Here is a 23,149-nt window from a genome sequence, read left to right on the forward strand (position 1 = left end):
ATCAGGCCCTTTCAAAACCGCGCGCGATTTCCCAGTCGGTGACGACCTTGTCGAACTCCTCCTGCTCCCATTCGCAGGCACGGGTGTAATGATCGACGACATCGTCGCCCATCGCGGCGCGCAGCATGGCGGAGTTGCGCAGCGTTTCGGTCGCGTCGCGCAGGGTTTGCGGAATGTCGGTCGCTTTTGCGTCCTCGTAAACGTCGCCGGTCGTGGGCGGTGCCAGTTCCATCCTGTCCTCGATCCCCTTGATCCCGGCGGCCAGCATGGCCGCCTGCGCCAAATAGGGGTTCAGATCGGACCCGCCGATCCGGCACTCCACGCGAATACCCTTGGTCCCTGCCCCGCACAGGCGGAACCCTGCGGTACGGTTGTCGACAGACCAGACGGTTTTCGTGGGCGCAAAGGTGCCTTTGGCAAACCGTTTGTAGCTGTTGACGTAGGGCGCAAGGAACGCCGTGTAGTCGGGTGAATAGGCGATCAGCCCGGCCATGTAGTGTTTCATCGTCTCCGACATGCCCAGCTTATCGGACGTATCGACAAAAACCGGGTCACCGTCTTTCCAAAGCGACTGGTGCACATGGCTCGACGATCCGACCTTGTCGGCGTGCCACTTCGGCAGAAATGTCGCGGCATGCCCCTGCTGCCATGCGATCTCCTTGATCGCGTGTTTCGCGATGGTGTGGTGGTCGGCACAGGCCAGCGCCGGGGCATAGCGGATGTTCAGCTCTTCCTGCCCGGTTTCGGCCTCGCCCTTGGTGTTCTCGATCGGCAGACCGGCAGCGAAAAGGTGATTGCGCACCGGTTGCAGCACGTTTTCGTGCCGTGTGGAATGCAGGATGTTATAATCGTCGTTGTATCCGCTGATCGGGTCGAGCGGTCGAAACCCGCTTTTGCGAATTTCGTCGTAGGTCTGGCCGAACAGGAAAAACTCCAGTTCCGTGGCCATCATTGCCGTCAGGCCCATTTTAGCGAGCCTGTCGATCTGCTTTTGCAGCATCGCGCGGGGCGCATGCGGCACCGCGGCATGGGTGTCATGGTCAAGCACATCGCACATCACCATCACGGTCTTGTCGAGCCACGGCATCGGACGGATGGTCGCAAGGTCAGGCGCCATGACGTAGTCGCCATAGCCTGCCTGCCAGCTTGATGCGGCATAGCCCGGCGGCGTCGCCATCTCCAGATCCGTGGCCAGCAGGTAGTTGCAGCAATGGGTTTCCTCGAAAGAGGATTCGACGAAATTGACCGCATGGAACCGCTTGCCCATCAACCGGCCCTGCATGTCGACCAGGCAGGCCAGCACCGTATCGACGCTGCCGTCGGTCACGGCGGATTTCAGGTCATCAAAGCTCATCTGCGCGGGCATGTCTGCGATCCGTATTATTGAAGGTTTTGCCGGGGCGACGCGACGATGGCCGCCCCGGCAAGATTGCGATGCTCAGGTGTTGTAGCGATACGGGCGACCGGCCGCTTCCATATCCGCGTTGTACTGCTTGAAGATTTCGACGACGCGGGCCTTGGTCTCGGATTCCGCGGCGATCTCGTCCCAGAACGCGCGTGCCGCTTCTTCGACGGTGGCCCATTCATCATCGGGGATCGAGGTCAGTTGCAGCTTGTCGCCGTTCACCCGCAGCCGCGCCTCGCCGCCCCAATACCAGTATTGCCGGTAATAGTGCGACTGGTCACAGCAGGTGCGGAACAGCGTCTGCAGGTCTTCGGGCAGTTCATTCCAGCGATCCATATTGGCAAAGAACGACCCCGCCCAGGCACCCGAGATGTTGTTGGTGAGGAAGTAATTGGTCACGTCCGCCCACCCGACTGTATAGTCCTCGGTGATCCCCGACCAGGCGATCCCGTCCAGCTCGCCCGTCTGCACGGCGACCTCGATGTCCTCCCACGGCAGGTTGACAGGCACCACACCGAACTGCTGCAGGAACCTGCCTGCCGTCGGGAAGGTGAATATCCGCTTGCCTTCCAGATCGGAAAGGCTGCGGATCGGCTCCTTGGTGGCAAAGTGGCACGGATCCCAGGCGCCTGCGCTGATGTGCTTCACGCCGACCTTGGAATATTCCTCGTCCCAGATCTCGTTCAGCCCGTACTGGTTGAACAGCACCGGCACGTCGAGCGAATAGCGCGAGCCGAAGGGGAAGTAGCCGCCGAACACGGTGACTTCGGTCGGGGACGCCATGGAATCGTCGTCCGACTGCACCGCGTCGATCGTGCCACGCTGCATCGCCTGGAACAGCTCACCGGTCGGAACCAACTGATCGGCGTAGTAAAGCTCGATCTGCATGCGATCCCCGGCGATCATGTTGAAGTTGTCGACCATGCCCTGCACGACCTCTGCGGCCAGCGCGGCACCGGCATAGGTCTGCAGACGCCACGTGATCGTCGATTGCGCCAGCGCAGGCGCGGCGAGGGCTGCCGGGGTCGCGACGGCGGCACCCTGAATGAACTTTCTTCTTGTGGTCATCTTCTGTCTCCTTGTTGAAAAAAGGGACCTTTTCGGCCTCTGTTATGGTTGATTGTAAACGTAGTCGGGCAACCAGGTCGCAAGACCCGGAAAGAGCATCACCAGCGCCAGCGCACCCACCATCACCAGCACGAACGGGCCGATGGAGCTGTAGATATCGCGTAGCGTGATTTCGGGCGGCGCCATCGCGCGCATCAGGAACAGGTTGTATCCGAACGGCGGCGTCATATAGGCGATCTGCGTCGTGATCGTGTAAAGGATGCCGTACCAGATCAGATCGAAGCCAAGAGCCGCGACCAGTGGCACGTAAAGCGGTGCGACGATGACCAGCATCGCCGTGTCGTCCAGAAACGTCCCCATCAGGATAAAGCTCAGCTGCATCAGGATCAGGATCATCCAGGGCGACAGGCCCAGCCGTTCCGTGAACAGACTCTCGATGGCCTTGACCGCACCCAGCCCGTCGAACACCGCACCAAAGGCGAGTGCGGCCAGAATGATCCACATAAACATGCAGGTGATGCCCAAGGTCTTGCGCACCGAATTTTCGAATACCTCGCGGGTCATGCGCCCCTTGAGCACAGCTGCCGCCACCGCCGCCAGCGCACCGATGGCCGAACTTTCGACCAGGCTGGTCCAGCCACGCACGAACGGCACCATCATCACCGCAAAAATCGCAATCGGCAGGATACCGGCCCGCAAAAGACGCATCTTTTCGGCGCGGGGTATGTCGCGGTCAGCGGTGGGCAGGACTGGCCCCAGTGACGGGTTCAGCCTGCACCGGATCACGATATAGGCGATGAACAGCGACGCCATCATCAGCCCCGGCACCACACCGGCCAGCCACAGCTGCCCCACCGGCTGGCGGGCGATCATCGCATAAAGCACCAGCACGACCGACGGCGGCACAAGAATGCCAAGACTGGACCCGGCCTGCACCACCCCTGTCACCATGCGCTTGTCGTAGCCGCGTTTCAAAAGCTCCGGCACGGCAATCGTGCAGCCGATGGCCATGCCCGCGACCGACAGCCCGTTCATCGCCGAGATCAGCACCATCAGACCGATCGTGCCGACCGCCAGGCCGCCCCGCAGCCCGCCCATCCACACGTGGAACATCTTGTAAAGATCGTCGGCGATCCGGCTCTCGCTCAGCACGTAGCCCATGAAAATGAACATCGGCAGCGTCAGCAGCGGATACCATTTCATCAGCTTCATCGCGGCGGCGAACCCGATGTCGAACCCGCCCCGGTCGCCCCAAAGCAAAAGCGCCGCCACGACCGCGATGAAACCTATGGCGCCAAAGACGCGCTGCCCCGTCAGCAGCATCAGCATCATCGACGAGAACATCAACGTGGCGATGATTTCATGCGACATCAGGCGAAGGCCCCTTTCAGACGCAGGATATCCTTGAAGAACTCCGACAGGCACTGCAGCAGCATCAGGGCAAAGCCAAGGATCATCACAGCCTTCACCGGCCACAGATAGGGACGCCACGCGGAATTGGACCGTTCGGTTCGTCCGATCTCCTCTGACCCGGTGATCAGTCCGCCGAAGTAGGAAAACGGCTCCGTCCCCCAATAGCCCAGTGAATAGGCCGTGGACGCGACCGCCCCGTAAAGCAGGACAGACAGATAGAAGATCAGGAACAGCACCGTGACCAGATCGAACGCCGCCTTGCGCCGCATCGACCAGCCACCGTAAAGCAGATCCATCCGCACGTTCGATCCCATCTGCACCGCATACGGCCCGCCAAGAATGTAATAGCCGACCATGACGAACTGCGCCAATTCCAGCGTCCAGAGCGACGGCAGGAAAAAGGTCTTGGAAATCGACGACCACAGCAGGATCGCCATCAGGACGAACAGCAGATACATCGCCATCCTGCCGATCCGGTAATTCACCGCATCGACACCCCGGATATAGGCTTTCATCATGCGGACCATTGCGCCGCCTCGTCGTGGTTCTTGCGGCGCAGCGCATCGGTCAGCCAGGCCGCCAGCATTGCCGCGATATCCTCCTGTTGCGCCACCGTCTCCAGCAGGTCGTTGCGGATTTCCAGCATGACATTGCGCAGCCCCGCCGACAGACCGTGCCTGATCAGGGTGTGTGTGACACCGTTTTCAGGGCCATAGGGTTGGTTGCGGGCGACACGCGCCCCGGTATGTGCCGATGCGCACGCCAGCATGGCATCGGCAAAGCGGCTGTCGCTGTCGTGTAGCACACCGATTTCGACATCGCGCCGCGCCCCGTGATAAACCGGTGTAAAGCTGTGCAGCGTCACGATGACCGGGGTGTCCCGCACGGCGATCGTCTGCGCCAGCGTGCTGTGAAACGGTTCGTAATAAGTTGCGCTGCGTGTCGCCCGCGCGTCCGGCGAAAGTCCGGCATTGCCGGGAACCTCGAACACCTCGCTGACCGCGGGCATCGCGTCGGGTGCATCGGGCGGGCGGTTCAGATCATAGACAAGCCGCGAAACCACCCCTTCGACCAGCACCGCATCGAGCGTCGACGCCAGACGACGCGCCATCGGACGGGCACCCAGATCGCAGGCGGCATGGCTGCGCCGGGCGGCGGTGGACAGGCCAAGATGGTCGAACGCGGGCGGGATATGGTCGGACGCATGTTCGCAGACCAGCACGAAAGGCGCGGCCCCATGCGGGTTCATCACCATGTCCGACCGATCCGGAATTTGACCTTGCAGCTTCGCCATCGTGCCCCCATTGCGTTACAAAGTGCTTGCCAGATCGAGAGTCTGTCAACACAATTCTGAAAATAATATCACAGCAAAACCCGCTCTGATAAAAATAAAGACAAGGCACGGAACAGATGACGGATCAGGGCGCAACCATTGCAGACCGCATACAGGCCCGGCTCGACGATCTGACACGCGCCGAACGCCAGCTGGCCCAGTCGATCCTGGAAAACTATCCCGCCTCCGGTCTTGGCACGCTGTCGGCCTTGTCGAAAGACGCGAACGTATCGGTGCCCACCGTGGCCCGGATGGTGCAGAAACTTGGCTTCAACGGCTATCCGGAGTTTCAGGCCGAACTGCGCGAGGAACTGAAAGCGAAGGTCAAGAACCCCATCGCCAAACACGACACATGGGCCGAAAACGCGCCCTCCGGGCATATTCTCAACCGCTTCACCGACGCCGTGACCGACAATATCCGCAACTCTCTCGCGCAGATCGACACCGCCGAATTCGACCGCGCCTGCGCCATGATCGCGGATGATGCACGCAGGCTCTACATCGTGGGCGGTCGCATCACCCATACACTCGCCGAATACCTCTACCTGCACCTGCAGGTGGCACGCGGCGGGGTCACGCATATCCAGTCCACGTCGGGTGCATGGCCGCATCATCTGCTCGACGTGGCACCGGGCGACGTTTTTGTGATCTACGATCTGCGCCGCTACGAAAACAACACGCTCAAGCTGGCGCAGATGGCACGCGACAAGGGGGCGGATATCATCCTGTTCACCGACCAGTGGCGTTCGCCGGTGCGCCGCATGGCCACCATCTCGTTCTCGACGCGCATCGTCGTCCCCTCGGCCTGGGACAGCCTGAGCACGCCGCTCCTGCTCACCGAAACCCTGATCGCGGCAATGCAGGATCTCGGTTGGGGCACCACACGCGACCGCATGGAGGCCCTCGAAGATATGTTCGACCGCACGAAGCTTTTTCGGAAATTCACCTGACTGCCCGCACCGCACAAGGCGGATCAATGCAATCGAAGCGTGAGGTGATGGCGGACGGACAGGGATTCGAACCCTGGAGACGGTCTCCCGCCTACACACTTTCCAGGCGTGCGCCTTCGACCACTCGGCCACCCGTCCCTGCGCAGGCGTCTAACCCGTCAGGCCAGCGGATTGCAAGACCTCTGCTGCCGGTTTTGCGCAGATCACTTGTAACCTGTGCTGCATCGCCGCATATTGCCCGCCGACCCGTTGAAAGTATGCCATGACCATGCAACGCCCCTCGTTTCGCAGTTCCACCCCGGAAGGCCGGGTCGATCTCGGACGCATCCAGACCGGCGCGCTGGTGATCATCGCCTTTGCCGTGGTTCTGTTCCTGCTGGTGCAGGCGCGGTTCCTGCTGATCTCGCTGGCCACGGCGATCATCCTGTTCAGCCTGACGAGTTCGGTCATCAACTTCATCGCGCGCCAGCGGTTCGGCCCGTTCCGGGTGCCCAATTTCGTGGCCAGCATCGTCGCCCTGCTGCTGATTGCGACGGCCCTACTGACATTGTCGGGCATCCTGCTCGCCCAGATCAACACCGTGCTGATCAACACGCTGACCTATGCCGAACAGGCACCGTCGGCCATCGCGTCGCTGTTTTCCTGGATGGGCGAGGATACCGAAACATCCGTGCTGAACGCCCTGCGCTCGGTCGAAGTGTCGGGCTATATCCGCACGGCGGCGGCGCAGGCCGGCAACATCACGCAAGCCGCGGTGCTGATCATTCTGTTCGTCGGCTTCCTCTTCGCCGAACGCATCTGGTTCGGTACGAAACTCACCAACTTCGTGGGCGATCCGGCGCAGGCCGACCGGGTGAGCCGCATCATCGGGTCGATCATTCGGCGCGTGAACTACTACCTGCTGGTCAAGACGGCGGTCAGCGCGGTGACCGGCGCGATGATCTACGTTCTGGCCCAGCTTTTCGGCCTGCAGCTTGCGGCGGCTATCGGCGTGCTGACCTTCGTGCTCAACTACATCCCCAACGTGGGCTCGATCATCGCGACCGGCATGATCGCGCTGGTGGCCCATGTAGAGCTGGGCGATCCGGCGACGACGGCGGGCATCTTCGCCATCGCCGGGGCGATCCAGTTCGTCAACGGCAGCGTGATCGACCCGATGCTGATGGGCCGCGCCCTGCGGCTGTCGTCTTTCGGCATCCTGATCAGCCTGGCCTTCTGGGGCGCGGTCTGGGGCATTCCGGGCATGTTCCTGTCGGTGCCGATCATGGTGATGCTGCTTGTGGTCTGCAGCCACGTGACCGCCCTGCGGCCGATCGCGATCCTGCTGTCGCGCGAGGGGCTGCCGGAATCGGAAAACACGCTGCACGACACCGATCGCGACCTGTTCGGCCAGAGCTGATCAGCGATCCTGCGCGACGGCCAGACAGGCGGCAGCGGCGGCAAACTCGGTGCCCGCGGCCACGACGATGGCAAAGGACGCGACCCCGCCCCAGTAGGCCAGAAGCCCGGTGACCCCCACGCCGGCAAAGGCCACCGCGATCCCGATGGCGACCGCACGGCGCAGCGGCGACGGCGGCGCGTTGCGCGCAAGATAGATCATCACAGCCAATCCCATCAGGATCGGCGCGACGCGACGGCCAAAGAAATGCGTGCCACCGTCGGCCTGCACGCCATAGGCCGATGTATAGACACCCACATCGAAGAACCATAGCACCGACAGGGCCGCACAGAAGGCCGCGATCAGCATGGCGATAATGCGAAAGCTCAAGGCCGACCGGCCTGATCGACCCGCGGGATCGCGCCCGTGGGATCGTTCACGAAGAAATGGCTGATGTCTTCGGCGAAATACTGGTAGCTGTCGGCGTTGATCACGGCATCCTCGGGCCGCCGCATCGCCATCCCGCTGCACACCTCGCGCGAATAGCAATAGTCGTCCGTTCCCGCGACGCGAAAGAAATGGCTGACCTCGTGAATCACCGTGCCCTCGCGCGTGCCGTTCTCGCTTTTCGGGTCGCCGGGGCGCAGCGTGTCCATTCCGGGCAGGGAAAAGAAATTGGGGCACAGATGCACGACATAATGCTCGTCGGGATAGACCCAGGCATAGGTGTCCCGCTCGCAGCCGTCGAAACCGACATTGTCGCACTGCATGGTGATCGCACCGGTGCGGATCGCCGTGACGACAGCCTTGAGGTTGCGACGGACACGCTCGCCATGCGCCGGAGTGAACTTGCCGAACCAGCGTTCATAGATTTCGTTGTTGCCGACATTGGCCGCCGCCCGCAGCGCAATCGCCTTCGACCCGGTCAGCGCATCGCCGATGATCGCCTGTTCGGCCTTCGTGCAGCTTTGATAGACCTGGGCCGACGCTCCCTGCGCCAGCACGCTGCAGGTCAGGATCGTCAGCGCCAGTCGTTGCATCGTCATCCCTCCAGATGCAGATAGACCCGCCGGTTCTGACGGCCCTTCTTTTCGATCTTGCCCAATCTGACCCGCCCGATCTCTTCCGTCAATGCGACATGGGTGCCGCCGCAGGGCTGCAGATCGGCGGTGTTCTCGCCCTGCCCGATCCGCACCAGCCTGATCTGTCCGGCACCGCGCGGCGGGGCCACGGACATGGTTTTGACAAGGCCGGGGTTGGCGTCCAGTTCGTCTTCGCTGATCCACTCGGAATGTACGGCAAAATTGCAGGCGATCAGGTCGTTCAGCGTCTTGTCGAGCGCCTCGCGATCCTCGGGCGCTTCCGGCATGTCGAAGTCGAGCCGTCCCTTTTCGGTGCCGATGGACCCGCCGGTCACCGGCAGCGGGATCACGACCGACAACAGATGCAGCGCAGTGTGCACCCGCATATGGCGATAGCGCCGGTCCCAGTTGATATGCTGCATCACCTGTGTGCCCACCGCAGGCAGACCGCGCGGCTCTGCCGGGACCAGCACGATATCGTCGCCCGCGCCCTTCACGGCCACCGCGATCTCGATCTCGCCGCCCTCCCAGACCAGCCGCCCGCTGTCGCCCGGCTGCCCGCCGGAGGTGGCATAGAACACGGACCGATCGACCACGATACCGCCCTCGTCAGTGATCGCGGTGACACGGGCCGGTGCCTCGCGCAGATAGGCGTCTTCCAGAAAAAGGGCCGTGGTCATTTGTCTCCTCCGCCGTCGCCGTCCGCTTCGTTGTCCATGTCCGACCGGGTCAGGGTCGCGGCGGCCTGTACCGGATCGTCCTGCGTCGCGGCCTGTGTCTGCGCCTTGGTCGCGGGCGCCGTGCTGTCCCCGTTTCTAAACCACAGGTCGCGCTGCGGGAACGGTATTTCGATCCCGGCTTCGGCAAACCGGCGGGTGATTTCATAGTTCATTTCGGACTGCGTGGTCAGCACGAAATTCACGTCGCGCAGCATCGCCCTGATCTCGAAATTCAGGCTGCTGTCCCCGAAAGAGATGAACAGCACGGCAGGCGGCGGCGTCATCAGCACCATCGGGTGATTTTCGGCGATGTCCTGCAGGATTTCCGTCACCTGCTGCGTGTCGGACCCATAGGCCACGCCGACCGGCACGATCACCCGACCCACCAGATTGCCGCGGGTCCAGTTGATGACCTGATTGCTGACCAGATCGGCGTTCGGCACGATCACGTCGGTGCGGTCGAAGGTCTCGATCCGGGTGGACCGCACAGAAATGTCGCGCACGTAACCCATCTTGCCGCCCACCTCGATCCAATCGCCCTCGCTCACCGGGCGCTCGATCAGCAGGATGATGCCCGAAACGAAGTTCGACACGATGTTCTGCAACCCGAAGCCGATCCCGACGGACAGCGCACCGGCCACGATGGCAAGATTGGACAGGTCGATCCCCGCCCCGGTGATCGCTACGATCGCGGCCAGCCCGATCCCGATATATCCTAGCCCCGAGACCAGCGCGTTCTGCGCGCCGATGTCCAGTTTCGTGCGCGGCAGAACCGACCCGCGCAGGGTGCTTTGCACCAGCCGGGTGAGAAGGAACCCTCCGGCAAAGATCGCGGCGAAAGCCATGAAGTCAGTTGGCGAAATTCGCGTCTCGCCCACGGCGAAGCCTTCGCGGAACCGCGCCCAGATCTCGACCAGTTCGGACGGGCGCGCGCCCCAGATCAGCGCCAGAACGGGCAGCGCCAGCAGCATCAGCACGAAACCCGCAAGCACCGGCATCAGCGCCTCGGTCTGACGGCCCCGCGCCTGCGACCACAGCGTATAGACGTCGCTGACGAAGCGTTGCAGCACGATCACGGTGCCCAGCAGCGCCAGCGTCACCAGCGTCGGCAACAAAAGCGCCTCCGCCGCCGCGGCATAGCCCAGGGCCGCGAGCACCGGGGTGACCAGTGCGACCGCCTGGCAAAACCGCCCGATCAGCGGGCGCATGCGCCCCTGCTGCTGGTTGTCCTCCGGCAGGTCCGCCGCAGGCGCATGGCGCAACAGACGCCCAAGTCGAAACAACAGCAGACAGAGGATGACGACCACCGGCAGGTGCACCACAGCCTGTGCCGCATCGCCGACATCGTCGCTGTCCATCAACGCGATCAGCAATATCCACAACCCCACGATCCACGACAGCCAGTTGGTCACGAAACGCGCGCCCTCTCGGGTTTGCGCATCATAGCCAAGCGGGCCGAAATGTGGGCGTGGCGGAAAGATCTGCTGCCCCAGCCACAAACCGACGACGATCACCAGACCCGCGACCGGCACAGCCTCGAACACAGCCCGGCTGCGTGGCCCGGCCGGGTCGAGCGTCACGATCGCAAGTGTCAGCGCGACAAGCCCGACGAGTGGCAGGGCGATACGCGCCAGTCCCATGGCCAGACGCTGCAGCGGGCGCGGTTCGGTTTGCGCGCTGTCGTCCTCGGTGCTCGCACGCCTCCACCTGTCGCGCCTCAGCAGCACGAACGCCAATGCCAGATAGATCACGATCAGCGGCAACTTGCGCGTAACCGCGCCAGAGGCGTAGTCGCGCGCGACGGCACCGCGTATCTCGGATGACAGCTTGCCGGCGGAGACCCAGAGGGCCGCGGCACCGTCACCCCAATGTGCGGGGTTCAGCGGGCTGGGACCACGCACGCTCAGGTCGGCCACTTCGCGGTTGCGGATGATGGTGTCAATCTCGCCGATCAGACCGTTCGCCCTGGCAAAGGCCTCTTCGACCAGCAGGGCCGGTGCGACCAGCGCATCCCGCTGATCGTTGAGCGCTGAACGCCGCGCCGCTACCGGCTCCGGCTCTTCGCTGCCTTCTTCCGGCGCTGGCCCCAATGCGGCAAGCTGCGCATCGAGCGTCGCGACCCGCCCGGTGTTCTCGTTCAGGATCATGCCGAAGGCGTCACGCCAGACCACAAGCGCCTGCCGCTGACGCGTCAGAGCAAAGCGTGACGACACATCGCGCAGGATCATCTTTTCCGCGCGCGACGCAGCCTCCTCCCAAGACTTGTAGTCGGGCGTGAAGTGACCGAAATCCGGCCCGCTGATGGTTGGATCGACCGGGTCGGTTTCAAGCGGCGCTGCGTCAGACGGTGCAGATTCGTCCTGCGTCGCCGTATCCGGCGCGCTCTCCGGCGTCTGGGCCTCCTGCCCAACAGCGGCGACGCTGCCGAACGTTAGCGCAAGACACAGCAGCATGATCCGGTGCAGACGGTCGCCGCACATCCACATCACACGTCTTCGGTGACGTCAGGCAGGTCCGGCGCATCGCGCTCCAACCAGCCCGGCACCGGCAGGTCCTTGCTGCGCAGAAATTCCGGGTTGAACAGCTTGGACTGATAGCGCGTGCCGTAATCGCACAGGATCGTCACGATCGTATGCCCCGGCCCCAGATCGCGCGCCATCCGCATCGCACCTGCGATGTTCACACCGGACGACCCGCCAAGGCATAGCCCCTCGTGTTCCAGCACATCAAAAACGACCGGTAACGCCTCGGAATCATGGACATTATAGCTGAAGTCAGGCTGCAACCCTTCCAGGTTTTTGGTGATCCTGATCTGGCCGATCCCCTCGTTGATCGACGACCCCTCCGACATCTCCAACTCGCCCTTGGTGTAGTAGTTGTGCAGCGACGCCCCGTCCGGGTCGGCGATACCGATCTTCACACCCTTGGGCTGCAGCACCTGCGCCACCCCCGCCAGCGTGCCGCCGGAGCCTACGGCACAGATGAACCCGTCGACCTTGCCGTCCGTCTGCTCCCAGATTTCCGGTCCGGTCGTTTCCACATGGGCCTGCCGGTTGGCGGTATTGTCGAACTGGTTGGCCCAGATCACACCCTCATTCGTGGTGCGGGCCAGCGCCTTGGCCAGTCGCTCGGAATAGCGCACGAAATTGTTGGGGTTGCGATAGGGCGCGGCGGGCACCTGCACCAGTTCAGCGCCCGCCAGCCGCAGCATGTCCTTTTTCTCTTCCGATTGCGTCTCGGGGATCACGATCACTGTCTTGAACCCCATTGACGCGCCAACCAGCGCCAGCCCGATGCCGGTGTTGCCCGCCGTCCCCTCGACGATGGTGCCGCCGGGCTTCAATTCACCCCGCGCGACCGCGTCGCGAATGATGTAGAGCGCCGCGCGATCCTTGACCGACTGGCCGGGGTTCATGAACTCCGCCTTGCCCAGAATGGTGCAGCCCGTGGCATCCGACGCGCCGCGCAGTTTGATCAGGGGGGTGTTGCCGATGCTCGCGGCGAGGTCTGGGTTGATCTGCATGGTGCGCGCCCTTCGTGATGCTTGCCGCCCTGTGTAGGACCGCGCCCCTGCGAACTCAAGCAGCCGCGCGCAATCGGTCGCGGTTCCGGTCGAGCCAGAGCAGCATGGAAATCAGCGGCCCGACATTCGCCTCGCCGCTTGCGATCAGGGCGAAGGCATCGGAGAACGGCAGGATGTGCAGCCGCAGGTCCTCGTGCTCCGTGTCCAGCCCGCCGGCATAAGTGCGCGGTTCGGGCAAGCGGCACAAGCCCGCGAAACAATGGAAATAATCGGTGGTGTTACCGGGTGATGCGTAGAAGGCGAACATGCGCTCCAGCCCGACATTCTCCAGCCCGGCCTCCTCCTCCGCCTCGCGCCGCGCCGCCTGCTCCGGCGTTTCGCCGCCGTCGATCATGCCCGCGATGGGTTCCAGCGACCAGGGGTTCGCCGCCCCGCGCACGATCGGCCCCATGCGGATCTGTTCCACCAGCAGCACGTTGTCGCTTGCGGGATCATAGGGCAGCACGATGGCCGCGTCGGTGCCATGGAAACACTCGCGGTAGAGCGGTTTCGACATTTCGTTCTGAAAAGTCCGGTGCCGCACCCGGATGCCACCGGCCTTGAAGAACTGCCCCCAAAGGGCTCCGTCCTGCGTCACCGTGAAATCGCCCGGTGCCGCGTCCCGACGCACCGTCGCCGGGGCCGGGTTGGCCCGCGCCCGCAGTCGCCCCGCTGCACGTGTGTGGATCATGCCCCACTGCCGTGCCAGCGCATCGCCGCTCAAGGGCGGATCATAGCTTCCGATCTCGGATGCCGCCTCGCGCGAGAGCAGCGCCATGTCGGCCTGCCAGTCGGTCAGCGACCATGGCTCATCCGATGCCCGCACCGTTTCGCCGGGGAAATAGGCCATCGCCGGGGTTTCCACACCGTCGACCAAGGCTATAACCGCGCGCGGCGCGAAATCGAACGGAAGTTCATAGGCATTCAGCCGTGCGCGCTGATCGGCGTCGACATCGCGCAGCAACAGCCCGTCACAGGCTGCACCCTCGCGTACACAAAGATACGGCAACGTCGTATCCCGTTGCCGCAACACGGTATGCCCCGGCAACACCGCCGGTACCGACTCACCACCGTGCCCGATCAGCCGGTTGCGCAGAACGTCGTCGCGCAAGGTGCCAAACAGAAAGACAGGCGAATTCACGAAAACCGCTTGCCGAAGAACTCCGCGAACAGCCCGGCGACGACAGCCCCGACAGCGATCAGAATGCCCAGATCGGCCTGCGCGAACCGCAGCGCATGTTCGCCCATCAGCGCGAAGACATCGACGACCGCCTCGACCGGCCCTTCATAGCGGCGACGCATGGATTTGCCGATCATCTCGGCGAAGGACAGGATGAACAGCATCCAGAACAGCATCGTCACCGTGCCGGTGATGCCGTTGCTGATCCCCGATCCGAACCCCTGCCCGGTACGCTTGCCCACCACGATCCAACCGGCGAACACACCGGACAGAACCCCCAGCGGGATCCAGAAGCCGGGCGCGCGTCCTTCCTCGAAATACTGGATCGCATAGCTGGCAAGAAAATAGCCGAACGCGGCAAACGCCACGGCTCCGGCAAGGCGTCCTGCGGTTGGCATGGGGCTGCTCCCTCTGGTCTGGACCCCGCCTGCCGTCTGATGGGCGCGGGCCTAGTGGCCCTTGGTCAGGGTAATCTGCGTCACGTCGCAGTTTCCGCTATGAAACGTGGCCGCGCAAGAGGTCAGGTAAAAGTTCCACATCCGCCTGAACCGGTCGTCGAAGCCAAGCGCCGCTACCTGATCCCATTTTTCATTGAACGTTTCGTGCCAGCGCCGCAGGGTCTGCGAATACCCCTCGCCGAATTCGATGGACCTGGCGACCGACAGACCGGCCTTTTCCGCGACCTGCCGCAGCACCTTCGGGCTGGGCAGCATCCCGCCCGGAAAGATATATTTCTGGATGAAATCCGGCCCGCGTTTATAGACCTCCCAGCGCCGGTCGGCGACGGTGATGATCTGCAGCGTCGCGTTTTTGCCGGGCTTGAGCCGGTTGCGCACGGTGTCGAAATAGACCGGCCAGTATTGTTCGCCCACCGCCTCGAACATCTCGATGCTGGCGATGCCGTCATAGGTGCCGGTCTCGTCGCGGTAGTCCTGCAACTTGAACGTGACTTGATCGGAAAGTCCCGCTTTTTCAATGCGATCCACGGCGTAGTTGAACTGCTCCTTGCTGATCGTGAGACCCGTCACATGCAGTCCGCGTTCCTTCGCCGCATATTCCGCGAATCCGCCCCAGCCGCAGCCGATTTCCAGCACGTGATCACCCGGTTCCGCGCCCATCTCGTCGACCATGCTTTTGTATTTCAGGCGCTGGGCCGCCTCCAGGCTCTCCTGTCCGGTCTCGAACTTGGCCGAAGAATAGGTCATCGTGTCGTCCAGCCACAGGCTGTAGAAGTCGTTGCCCAGATCGTAGTGATAGCTGATGTTCTTGCGCGCCTGTTTCTTGGAATTGGACTGCATCCAGAACCGCAGCCGCTCGTAGGCGCGCACAAAGAACTGGCCCGGAAACCCGTCATAGATGCTCTCGGCCTGATCATCATGGATCAGGTCCATGAAGGCCATCAGGTCAGGCGTGGACCACCAGCCGTCCAGATAGGCCTCGCAGAACCCCATGTCGCCGTCGCGGATGGTGCGGGCGAAGGTATCGCCGTTGTGGATCGTGACGGCGGCCACCTGCCCCGGCTCCTCGCCCTCGGCGCGGAAGGTGCGGCCATCGGGTAGCGTGATGTCCACGCGGCCCCGCTTCATCGTTCCGATCACGTCGAAGATGGCAGCAAAATAGCGGGGCAGGTCTTTTTGCCCCTCGGTGGTCGTCAAGATCATTGTCAGCCCTGTATTTTTGTCATTGCCGGGTGAGTACCGGCTGTTGCGGAAGATATTAATCCGTCGTTCAGGGAAGTCACGCATCGCGCGGGATTTAGTTTCGCGGCATGACCCGCTAATACGGACGGACGCCACGAAAGGAACCGCGACTTGGGCTATATGACCGACGGCATCTATCACACCGGCGAACCACCGTCGTCCGGTGACGGCGGCACGTTCGAGCGCGCGAAAAGCACGATCCGTCACTGGATCACGCCGGACGGCGCGCCCGGTCCGACTGGGATCGGCGGGTTTACCCCCGACCCCGGGCGTTACCACCTCTATGTCGCATGGAACTGCCCTTGGGCGCACCGCGCCTTGCTGGGGCGTGTGCACTACGGGTTGGAGGATGCCCTCGGCGTCTCCTACGCCCGCCCGAACCGTACCGATCAGGGCTGGGTCTATGACACGGACGGCCCCTACGCCGATCCGCTGCGCGGCGTGCGCGCGGTGCACGAGGTCTATAGCGCCGATCCGTCAGGCTATACCGGGCGGCTGACCGTGCCGGTGCTGTGGGACAAGGCGCAGAACCGCATCGTCAGCAACGAAAGCGCCGATATCCTGCGGATGCTGCGCGCCTTCGACAGCGACGCCGCCGATCTCTACCCCGCCGATCTGGCGGATGACATCGACCGGTGGAACGACCGGATCTATCGCGACGTGAACAATGGGGTTTACCGCGCCGGGTTCGCCTCCACGCAAGACGCGTACGAGACCGGCGCGCGCGCGGTATTCGAAACGCTCGACATGATCGACGCGCATCTGGCCCAGCATAAATTCCTCTGCGGCGACAGGTTGACAGAGGCCGACATCCGCCTGTTCCCGACCCTCGCGCGGTTCGACGTGGCCTATCACTACGCGTTCAAATGCAACCTGCACAAGATCAGCGACTACGCCCACCTGTGGCCCAACGCGCGGCGGCTTTACCACCTGCCGGGGGTGGCAAAGACGGTACGGTTCGACATCTACAAGAAGGGCTATTTCAGCGCATCCGAAAAGCGCAATCCGCTGGGCATCGTCCCCATCGGACCGACTGTCGACTGGTCGAACCCTGCGACCTAGAAATCCCGGTCCTTGTAGGCGGCGAGCGCCTTGTCGCGCCCGTCCGCAGCACTCACGATCGGATCGGGGTAGTCATCGTCCGGCGACATGCCCCAGCTTTCGGGGATCGCGTCGAAGTAGGACAGCGCCGTATCCGACGGGTTGCCATATTCCTCGGCGATCCACTTGCGCCGGTAGGTGCCGTCGCGGTCGAATTTCTCGACCTGCGTTTCGGGGTTGAAGACGCGAAAAAACGGCGTCGCATCCGGCCCCGACCCCGCCGACCATTGCCAGCCCATGGCGTTGCTGGCCGGGTCCCAGTCTGTCAGGCAATCGGCGAACCAGTCCATGCCGACCTTCCAATGCGTCATCAGATGTTTGGTCAGGTAGGACGCGACGATCATCCGGCCCCGGTTGTGCATGGTGCCGGTCACATACATCTCGCGCATGGCCGCATCGACGAAGGGCATCCCCGTGCGGCCCTGCTTCCAGGCCTTGATCTCCGCCGCGCGTTCGTCGTCTTGCCACGGGAAAGCATCCCAATCCTCCTTCCAGTTGTCGGTCTCGATCCGGGGGGTGTGGTGGACCAGGTGATAGGCGAACTCGCGCCAGACCAGCTCTTTCAGGAACACCTCTGCATCGCTCTTGCCGTCATGCAGCGCGCGCCAGCCCGCGTGCCAGCATTTCAGCGGACTGATCTCGCCATAAGTCAGGTTTTCAGACAGGCCGGAGGTGCCGTCGACGCCGGGAATGTCGCGATTTTCCTTATAGTCGTCGACCTTATGCGCGATGAACGCGCCCAGCCTGTGGCTCGCCGCCGTCTCGCCCACCGTGCAATGCGGCAGCACCACGTCATAGCCGCGCCGCATGTCCGCGCCCATGCGCCAGTCGCCCAGATCGTCGGAGGCGGGCCAGTCGTCGGGCGCGGGGATCGTCCCGGGCGCGGGCAGCGCGTCAGGCAATTCCCGCCCGCGCACCGCCTTCCACATCGGCGTATAGACCTTGTAGAACCCGCCGGTCTGCGTCTCGACCGTCCAGGGTTCGAACAGCAGATGCCCGGCAAAGCTCTGCGCGTCGATGCCGTCGTCTTTCAAGGCGGCTTTCACCTTCGTATCCCGCGCCTTTGCCGCCCCGTCGTAGAGCCGCGACCAATAGACGGCGCCCGCCCCGCTCTGCGCGATCACATCGCGCAACACATCCAGCGCACGCCCCTTGCGCAGGATCAACCGGCTGCCCGCGCCTTTCAGATCGTCCGCGAGCGACGCGACGGACAGCCCCAGCCGCATCCGCGGTGCCGCACCCTGCCCGTCCACCACCTCGTCGTGAATGAACAGCGGGATAACCGGCCTGCCGCTCTTGCAGGCCTCAGTCAGCGCCGGATGATCGCCCAGCCGCAGGTCACGGCGAAACCACAGGATGATCGGTGTCTTGTCTGTCATTGCAGATATCCTTCATGCGCCGAAACATAGCGCACGCGTTGTGATGGCAACCGGACGGCTTGCATCATTTTGCCAAAAATACTCAAAAAGCGCGCAGCGCTCCGGCGCTCAAATCACGCGCTCCAGCCCGTCGATCAGCGCATCGACCTCGTCTTTTGTCGTGTAATGCGTGAAAGAGACCCGCAACACGCCGATGTCCAGATCGACCCCCATCGCCTCCAGCGGGCGCTGCGCGTAGAAATCACCGCCCCCTGCCATGATCCCCAGCGGGGCCAGCCGGGCCGCGATATCTTCCGCGCCCGCTTGCGTGGCCATTGCGACCGTCGGTGCGCGACGCACCGCATCGGCTGGACCGATCAGGCGGACCGAGTTCTTCGCTGCGACGTAGTCAAGGAGCGGTTGCAAGAGTGCTACCTCCGCGTCGCGCATCAGGTCATGGGCGTGCCGGGCCGCCCTCGCTCCCGCACCGGTTCCGCCGTGATGCGCGCTCAGCGCCTCGAAATAGTCCGCCATCCCCGCACACGCCGCGACCTGCGCATGGTCCGGTCCGGCGGGCGTGAACCGCTTGTACAGGCTGCCCCCGTTGAAATTGTGCCCCTGATTGGGCAATTCGCGCCCGAACCCATCGCGGATCGCCATGATCCCCTGATGCGGGCCGTAGGTCTTGTAGGCGCTGAACAGGTAGACGTCGCAGCCCAAGGAACCAACGTCCGGCAGCCCGTGCGGGGCGTAGGACACACCATCCACGATCACCCGCGCGCCGGCATCCTGCGCCAGCGCCGTAATCGCCGCCACGTCGTTGATCTCTCCCACGACGTTGGAACAATGCGGAAAGCAGACCAGCGCGGTATTGTCGTCCAGAATGTCGGCCAGCGCCGACGGGTCCAGATGCCCCGTTTCCGGGTCGATCCGCCATTCGCGCACCTCCACCCCGTCCTCGGCCAACCGTCGCCAGGGGCCGGAATTGGCCTCGTGATCCTGATCGGTCACGATGATGTGCTGACCGGGTTTGATCCAGCGACGGACCGCCTGTGCCAGCACATAGGTGTTCTGCGTGGTGGACGGACCGAACGACACCTCATCCGTCGCCACACCCAGCATCGCGGCCAGCCGCTCCCGCGCCTCGTCCATCTCCTCTCCCGCAAGGGTGGAGGCCGCATAGGGCGCATAGGGCTGCACTTTGCGCTCGGTGTAATAGCGCGTCAGCCGGTCGATCACCTGTCGGCAGGTATAGGACCCGCCTGCGTTTTCGAAAAAGGCCTGCCCCTGCAATGGCGTGACGGCGAAGGCGGGAAACTGGGCCCGGACCCATGCGGTATCGAGTGTCATGGCGTCACCAAAAAGAAAATGGCCCCGATGCGCAAGCACCGGGGCCTTCTGGATTGTCGGGCGGACGAGTTACTTCGTCTGTGCCCGCTCGCTCTGCAAGCCGCGGAAAATGCAGAAGCACATCGCCAGCAGCACGACCGTGAACAGCAACCCGGTGGAAATCACCATGGATTGCAGCGCGGCCAACCCGCCGCCGACCAGCAGCGCGATGGCCACGGCCCCTTCGAAGATGCACCAGAACACGCGCTGCGGCACCGGCGCGTCGACCTTGCCGCCCGCCGTAATCGTGTCGATCACCAAAGACCCGGAGTCCGAAGAGGTCACGAAGAACACGATCACCAGCACGATCCCGATGAACGACGTGATCTGCGCCAGCGGCAATTCACCCAGCATCTTGAACAGCTGCAGCGGCAGGTCCGCGTCCTGTGCGCCGGTAAAGCCGTCGGTCAGCACCTGGTGGATCGCGGTGCCGCCGAAGATCGACATCCACATCACGCAGACCATCGACGGGATCAGCAGCACGCAGATCACGAATTCACGCACGGTGCGGCCGCGGCTGACGCGGGCGATGAACATGCCCACGAAAGGCGACCAGGAAATCCACCAGGCCCAGTAGAACGCCGTCCAGCCCTGACTGAAGTTCACGTCTTCACGACCGAACGGATTGGCCAGTGCGGGCAGATACTGGAAATAGGCGATCAGGCTGTCCCAGAAGAAGGTGATCAAAAATACCGTCGGGCCGACGATCAGCGTAAAGATCGCCAGCAATGCCGCCAGCCCCATGTTCACCTCGCTCAGCACCTTCACGCCGCCGTCGAGACCGCGCAGCACCGATACCAGCGCGACTGCGGTGATGACGGTGATCAGGATCACCTCGGAGGTCACGCCGATCGGCATCCCGAACAGCTCGTTCAACCCCGCGTTGGCCTGTGTAGCGCCAAACCCCAACGATGTCGCCAGACCGAACAGCGTCGCGAAAACCGCGATGATGTCGATGATGTGGCCCGGCCAGCCCCAGACCCGGTCACCCAAGATCGGATAGAAGGCGGAGCGGATCGTCAGCGGCAGGCCCTTGTTATAGGTGAAGAGCGCGAGCGCCAGTGCCACCGTCGCGTAGATCGCCCAGGGGTGTAGGCCCCAGTGATAGATCGTGGCGGCCATGCCGAGGCGGATCGACCCCGGTTCGTCCCCGGTCGCGGCCCCCAGCGGCGCCCAGTCGGTGCGCAGATCGCCTTCCATCGACGTGGGACCAAAGGCGGTCGAGAAATGCGTCAGCGGTTCCGACACGCCGTAGAACATCAGCCCGATGCCCATACCGGCGGCAAACAGCATCGCGAACCAGCCCAGATAGGTATAGTCGGGCGCGGCATCGGCACCGCCCAGCCTGACGGAGCCGAAAGGCGTCACGACCAGCAGCAGCGCAAAGATCACCACAAGATCGGCAGCACCGATCAGGAACCAGTCGAAGTTCTTGGTGGTGAAGTTGAACATGGCCGAAAAGGCGGCACCGGACTGTTCCGGCAGGGCCAGTGTATAGAACACGAAAGCCACGACGGCGGCCCCCGAGATCAGGAAGACAGGATTGTGGATGTCAAAGCCGAACGGCCCGACAGAGCCGTCGACGTTGTCCTGTCCGATTTCATATTCCGTCTCGATGACATCCGCCGCACCTTCCGGTGCAGGGATCCCCTGAGACACGCTTTCATCGGTCATTGTCGTCCCCTTCCAGGTTAAAGTTGCCCCGACCATAACAACTGCAGCCTGCGCTTCAACCAGATTGCCCAAAAATGAGACTCGCGGCCAAAACGTAAAAGACCCCGCCGTCGCCGGCGGGGCCTTTCCGTATCAGCGAAAGCTGCGTTTATTCAGCCGGTGCCGTCGGGATCGGCGAATCGACCGTCACCGCCTGCACGCCGGCGGCTTCGCGCCGGCCGTCGTTGAAGACCGCCTTGAGCAACGCAATACACATCAGCGCCATCACGATCGAGAACGGCAGCGCCCCGATCACCATGGCCGTCTGGATCGCGCCGGTCCCGCCCGAGATCAGCAGCCCGCCGACCACAAGCGCCAGTGCGGCACCCCAGAACAGGATATGTGGCCGTGCCTTCGGACCTTCATCGCCCGCCGCGTTGATCGTGTTCACGATCAGAACGGCCGAGTCTGCGGAGGTCACCAGGAAGGTCATCAGCAGCACCACGATCAGCACCGCCATGGCCCAGGCCAGAACCTCGGCGACCGGCGACAGCATGAACTCGGTCATTGCGAAGATCTTGTCGCCGTTGGCCGCACCGAAGATCGTGCCACCTGCGTCACCGTTCAGTTCCAGGTCGATGGCTGTGCCACCGGCCCATGCGAACCAAACAAAGCACATCAGCGCAGGCACGATCATTGCGCCCAGGACGAATTCGCGGATCGTCCGGCCACGCGAAATACGTGCCAGAAACAGACCCACGAACGGTGCGAACGCGATCCACCAGGCCCAGTAGAACACGGGCCACCAGCCCTGCCACTGTGCCAGAAGGAAGGATTCGGACCCTTCGACACCGTCAGACACGAAGACGTTGATGCTCATCCAGGGCAGCGCCTTGAGGTATTCGAAGATACCCACGAAGAACGCGTTGAAGCCGAACCAAGTCGCGCCGAAAATGATGAAGAACGACAGCAGGAAGATCGACAGCACCATGTTGATGTTCGACAGCCATTTGATGCCCTTGCCGACACCCGAAAGCGCCGACAGCGTCGATGCCCCCATGATGAAGAGCAGCGCCACGATGATGCCCATCGTCGTCGCGGACCCGTCTTCCAGCACCAGACCGCCGATACCGATCCGGTTCAGACCGGCGACGAACTGTTCCACACCGAAACCAAGCGTCTGCGCCACACCGAGGATCGTCGCCACAACGGCCACGATATCGATGATGTTGCCCAGCGTGCCCGACAGGGCCCGCCCGAAAAGCGGCGTCAGCGCCGACCGGATCGTCAGTGGAAGCCCGCGGCGATAGCTGAAAAACGCCAGCGCCAGACCGGCGATCGCATAAGTCGACCAGGCACTGAACCCCCAGTGCAGATAGGACCACTCGTAAGCGGTCAGGATATTGTTCTCCGCGCCGCCTTCTGTGATGCCCTGAATGACCTGCGGGTTGTTCTGGAAGTGCGCCACCGGCTCGGCCACGGCCCAGGTCAGCATGCCGACACCGATACCGGCGCCGAACATCATCGAGAACCACGAGAAATTGGTGAATTCGGGCACTTCGTGATCCGCGCCCAGCTTCATCCGTCCGGCCGAGGGCCAGAGGGCCAGGATCAGACAGGTCACGACGAATGCCGCCGTAACCCAGATGTACCAGGACGCGAAGATTTCGAGGATCAGTGCGTTCCAGTCGCCCAGCACGGCACCGGCCTGAATGGGCCAGACGATGCACCAGACCGCCAGCACGCTGATGATGATCTTGCTTATGACCGCCACATTGACGCTGAAACCGCTGTAAAAGCCGGAATCAGCCGTCTTGATCGGAAGCTCCGACAAGGGGGGTTTGATTGTCATGATTTG

At 63.1% G+C, this 23,149-nt stretch carries 20 protein-coding genes and 1 tRNA gene; 3 read left to right on the forward strand and 18 right to left on the reverse strand.

Annotated elements, in window-relative coordinates; translation table 11 throughout:
• Position 1: 1 nt before the first annotated feature.
• The 5 genes from AC04PH_RS09565 to AC04PH_RS09585 form a co-directional block, all read right to left on the reverse strand.
• The gene (locus AC04PH_RS09565; protein WP_483065516.1) at positions 2-1,366 is read right to left on the reverse strand and encodes a glutamine synthetase family protein; all 1,365 of its coding nucleotides are present in this window, start codon (positions 1,364-1,366) and stop codon (positions 2-4) included.
• A 72-nt stretch (positions 1,367-1,438) separates the two neighbouring features.
• A complete protein-coding gene (locus tag AC04PH_RS09570; RefSeq protein WP_483065517.1) occupies positions 1,439-2,473 on the reverse strand; it encodes a TRAP transporter substrate-binding protein in 1,035 nt (344 codons plus the stop codon).
• Between the two features lie 42 nt (positions 2,474-2,515).
• Complete coding sequence (locus tag AC04PH_RS09575) at positions 2,516-3,844, reverse strand: TRAP transporter large permease (protein ID WP_483065518.1); 1,329 nt, start codon at positions 3,842-3,844, stop codon at positions 2,516-2,518.
• Entirely contained in the window at positions 3,844-4,401 is a 558-nt protein-coding gene (locus AC04PH_RS09580) for a TRAP transporter small permease subunit (RefSeq protein WP_483065519.1), read from the reverse strand. The genes AC04PH_RS09575 and AC04PH_RS09580 overlap by 1 nt, the downstream gene beginning before the upstream one ends.
• The gene (locus tag AC04PH_RS09585) at positions 4,401-5,180 is read right to left on the reverse strand and encodes an N-formylglutamate amidohydrolase (RefSeq protein ID WP_483065520.1); all 780 of its coding nucleotides are present in this window, start codon (positions 5,178-5,180) and stop codon (positions 4,401-4,403) included. The genes AC04PH_RS09580 and AC04PH_RS09585 overlap by 1 nt, the downstream gene beginning before the upstream one ends.
• Positions 5,181-5,296: 116 nt before the next feature.
• Between AC04PH_RS09585 and AC04PH_RS09590 the strand changes: the two genes are divergently transcribed.
• Positions 5,297-6,169 (forward strand): MurR/RpiR family transcriptional regulator, encoded by an 873-nt coding sequence (locus AC04PH_RS09590; RefSeq protein ID WP_483065521.1) that lies wholly within the window; start codon positions 5,297-5,299, stop codon positions 6,167-6,169.
• A gap of 48 nt (positions 6,170-6,217) precedes the next feature.
• Here the strand turns inward: AC04PH_RS09590 and AC04PH_RS09595 are convergent.
• Positions 6,218-6,307 (reverse strand) — tRNA-Ser (locus AC04PH_RS09595).
• Between the two features lie 130 nt (positions 6,308-6,437).
• Here AC04PH_RS09595 and AC04PH_RS09600 point away from each other — a divergent pair.
• The gene (locus tag AC04PH_RS09600; protein WP_483066178.1) at positions 6,438-7,568 is read left to right on the forward strand and encodes an AI-2E family transporter; all 1,131 of its coding nucleotides are present in this window, start codon (positions 6,438-6,440) and stop codon (positions 7,566-7,568) included.
• Here AC04PH_RS09600 and AC04PH_RS09605 read toward each other — a convergent pair whose 3' ends face one another.
• From AC04PH_RS09605 to AC04PH_RS09640, 8 genes are read right to left on the reverse strand one after another with little or no spacing between them, the layout of a single operon-like run.
• On the reverse strand, positions 7,569-7,937 hold the full coding sequence (locus tag AC04PH_RS09605; RefSeq protein ID WP_483065522.1) for a hypothetical protein: 369 nt from the start codon (positions 7,935-7,937) through the stop codon (positions 7,569-7,571).
• Positions 7,934-8,587 carry a M35 family metalloendopeptidase gene (locus AC04PH_RS09610; RefSeq protein ID WP_483065523.1) on the reverse strand — a complete coding sequence of 218 codons (654 nt, stop codon included), beginning with the start codon at positions 8,585-8,587 and terminating at the stop codon, positions 7,934-7,936. Before AC04PH_RS09610 ends, AC04PH_RS09605 begins: the two co-directional genes overlap by 4 nt.
• Positions 8,588-8,589: 2 nt before the next feature.
• Positions 8,590-9,309 (reverse strand): alanyl-tRNA editing protein, encoded by a 720-nt coding sequence (locus AC04PH_RS09615; RefSeq protein WP_483065524.1) that lies wholly within the window; start codon positions 9,307-9,309, stop codon positions 8,590-8,592.
• A complete protein-coding gene (locus tag AC04PH_RS09620; RefSeq protein WP_483065525.1) occupies positions 9,306-11,828 on the reverse strand; it encodes a DUF3772 domain-containing protein in 2,523 nt (840 codons plus the stop codon). Before AC04PH_RS09620 ends, AC04PH_RS09615 begins: the two co-directional genes overlap by 4 nt.
• 5 nt (positions 11,829-11,833) lie before the next feature.
• Positions 11,834-12,871 (reverse strand): cysteine synthase A, encoded by a 1,038-nt coding sequence (locus AC04PH_RS09625; protein ID WP_483065526.1) that lies wholly within the window; start codon positions 12,869-12,871, stop codon positions 11,834-11,836.
• Between the two features lie 55 nt (positions 12,872-12,926).
• A complete protein-coding gene (locus AC04PH_RS09630; protein ID WP_483065527.1) occupies positions 12,927-14,051 on the reverse strand; it encodes an NUDIX domain-containing protein in 1,125 nt (374 codons plus the stop codon).
• Complete coding sequence (locus tag AC04PH_RS09635) at positions 14,048-14,488, reverse strand: TrgA family protein (protein ID WP_483065528.1); 441 nt, start codon at positions 14,486-14,488, stop codon at positions 14,048-14,050. Before AC04PH_RS09635 ends, AC04PH_RS09630 begins: the two co-directional genes overlap by 4 nt.
• A 51-nt stretch (positions 14,489-14,539) precedes the next feature.
• Positions 14,540-15,751, reverse strand: coding sequence for a class I SAM-dependent methyltransferase (locus tag AC04PH_RS09640; protein ID WP_483065529.1), 1,212 nt, complete (start codon positions 15,749-15,751; stop codon positions 14,540-14,542).
• A 159-nt stretch (positions 15,752-15,910) separates the two neighbouring features.
• Here AC04PH_RS09640 and AC04PH_RS09645 point away from each other — a divergent pair, with 159 nt between their 5' ends.
• The gene (locus tag AC04PH_RS09645; RefSeq protein WP_483066179.1) at positions 15,911-16,852 is read left to right on the forward strand and encodes a glutathione S-transferase family protein; all 942 of its coding nucleotides are present in this window, start codon (positions 15,911-15,913) and stop codon (positions 16,850-16,852) included.
• On the opposite strand, the gene AC04PH_RS09650 is transcribed toward AC04PH_RS09645, so the two are convergent.
• The 4 genes from AC04PH_RS09650 to AC04PH_RS09665 form a co-directional block, all read right to left on the reverse strand.
• Entirely contained in the window at positions 16,849-18,270 is a 1,422-nt protein-coding gene (locus AC04PH_RS09650; RefSeq protein ID WP_483065530.1) for a cryptochrome/photolyase family protein, read from the reverse strand. The two genes, AC04PH_RS09645 and AC04PH_RS09650, sit on opposite strands and share 4 nt — an antisense overlap.
• A gap of 108 nt (positions 18,271-18,378) precedes the next feature.
• Complete coding sequence (locus tag AC04PH_RS09655; protein WP_483065531.1) at positions 18,379-19,599, reverse strand: aminotransferase class V-fold PLP-dependent enzyme; 1,221 nt, start codon at positions 19,597-19,599, stop codon at positions 18,379-18,381.
• Between the two features lie 69 nt (positions 19,600-19,668).
• A complete protein-coding gene (locus AC04PH_RS09660; RefSeq protein WP_483065532.1) occupies positions 19,669-21,312 on the reverse strand; it encodes a BCCT family transporter in 1,644 nt (547 codons plus the stop codon).
• A 148-nt stretch (positions 21,313-21,460) separates the two neighbouring features.
• The gene (locus AC04PH_RS09665) at positions 21,461-23,143 is read right to left on the reverse strand and encodes a BCCT family transporter (RefSeq protein ID WP_483065533.1); all 1,683 of its coding nucleotides are present in this window, start codon (positions 23,141-23,143) and stop codon (positions 21,461-21,463) included.
• Positions 23,144-23,149: the final 6 nt, after the last annotated feature.

It is taken from the genome of Yoonia sp. KMU-150, assembly GCF_056858355.1.

Bases quoted from the DNA above. Each gene is read 5' to 3' on its own strand.
- AC04PH_RS09565 (WP_483065516.1), bottom strand. From the start codon at position 1,366: ATGCCCGCGCAGATGAGCTTTGATGACCTGAAATCCGCCGTGACCGAC.
- AC04PH_RS09570 (WP_483065517.1), bottom strand. From the start codon at position 2,473: ATGACCACAAGAAGAAAGTTCATTCAGGGTGCCGCCGTCGCGACCCCG.
- AC04PH_RS09575 (WP_483065518.1), bottom strand. From the start codon at position 3,844: ATGTCGCATGAAATCATCGCCACGTTGATGTTCTCGTCGATGATGCTG.
- AC04PH_RS09580 (WP_483065519.1), bottom strand. From the start codon at position 4,401: ATGAAAGCCTATATCCGGGGTGTCGATGCGGTGAATTACCGGATCGGC.
- AC04PH_RS09585 (WP_483065520.1), bottom strand. From the start codon at position 5,180: ATGGCGAAGCTGCAAGGTCAAATTCCGGATCGGTCGGACATGGTGATG.
- AC04PH_RS09590 (WP_483065521.1), top strand. From the start codon at position 5,297: ATGACGGATCAGGGCGCAACCATTGCAGACCGCATACAGGCCCGGCTC.
- AC04PH_RS09600 (WP_483066178.1), top strand. From the start codon at position 6,438: ATGCAACGCCCCTCGTTTCGCAGTTCCACCCCGGAAGGCCGGGTCGAT.
- AC04PH_RS09610 (WP_483065523.1), bottom strand. From the start codon at position 8,587: ATGCAACGACTGGCGCTGACGATCCTGACCTGCAGCGTGCTGGCGCAG.
- AC04PH_RS09615 (WP_483065524.1), bottom strand. From the start codon at position 9,309: ATGACCACGGCCCTTTTTCTGGAAGACGCCTATCTGCGCGAGGCACCG.
- AC04PH_RS09620 (WP_483065525.1), bottom strand. From the start codon at position 11,828: ATGTGCGGCGACCGTCTGCACCGGATCATGCTGCTGTGTCTTGCGCTA.
- AC04PH_RS09625 (WP_483065526.1), bottom strand. From the start codon at position 12,871: ATGCAGATCAACCCAGACCTCGCCGCGAGCATCGGCAACACCCCCCTG.
- AC04PH_RS09635 (WP_483065528.1), bottom strand. From the start codon at position 14,488: ATGCCAACCGCAGGACGCCTTGCCGGAGCCGTGGCGTTTGCCGCGTTC.
- AC04PH_RS09640 (WP_483065529.1), bottom strand. From the start codon at position 15,751: ATGATCTTGACGACCACCGAGGGGCAAAAAGACCTGCCCCGCTATTTT.
- AC04PH_RS09645 (WP_483066179.1), top strand. From the start codon at position 15,911: ATGACCGACGGCATCTATCACACCGGCGAACCACCGTCGTCCGGTGAC.
- AC04PH_RS09650 (WP_483065530.1), bottom strand. From the start codon at position 18,270: ATGACAGACAAGACACCGATCATCCTGTGGTTTCGCCGTGACCTGCGG.
- AC04PH_RS09655 (WP_483065531.1), bottom strand. From the start codon at position 19,599: ATGACACTCGATACCGCATGGGTCCGGGCCCAGTTTCCCGCCTTCGCC.
- AC04PH_RS09660 (WP_483065532.1), bottom strand. From the start codon at position 21,312: ATGACCGATGAAAGCGTGTCTCAGGGGATCCCTGCACCGGAAGGTGCG.
- AC04PH_RS09665 (WP_483065533.1), bottom strand. From the start codon at position 23,143: ATGACAATCAAACCCCCCTTGTCGGAGCTTCCGATCAAGACGGCTGAT.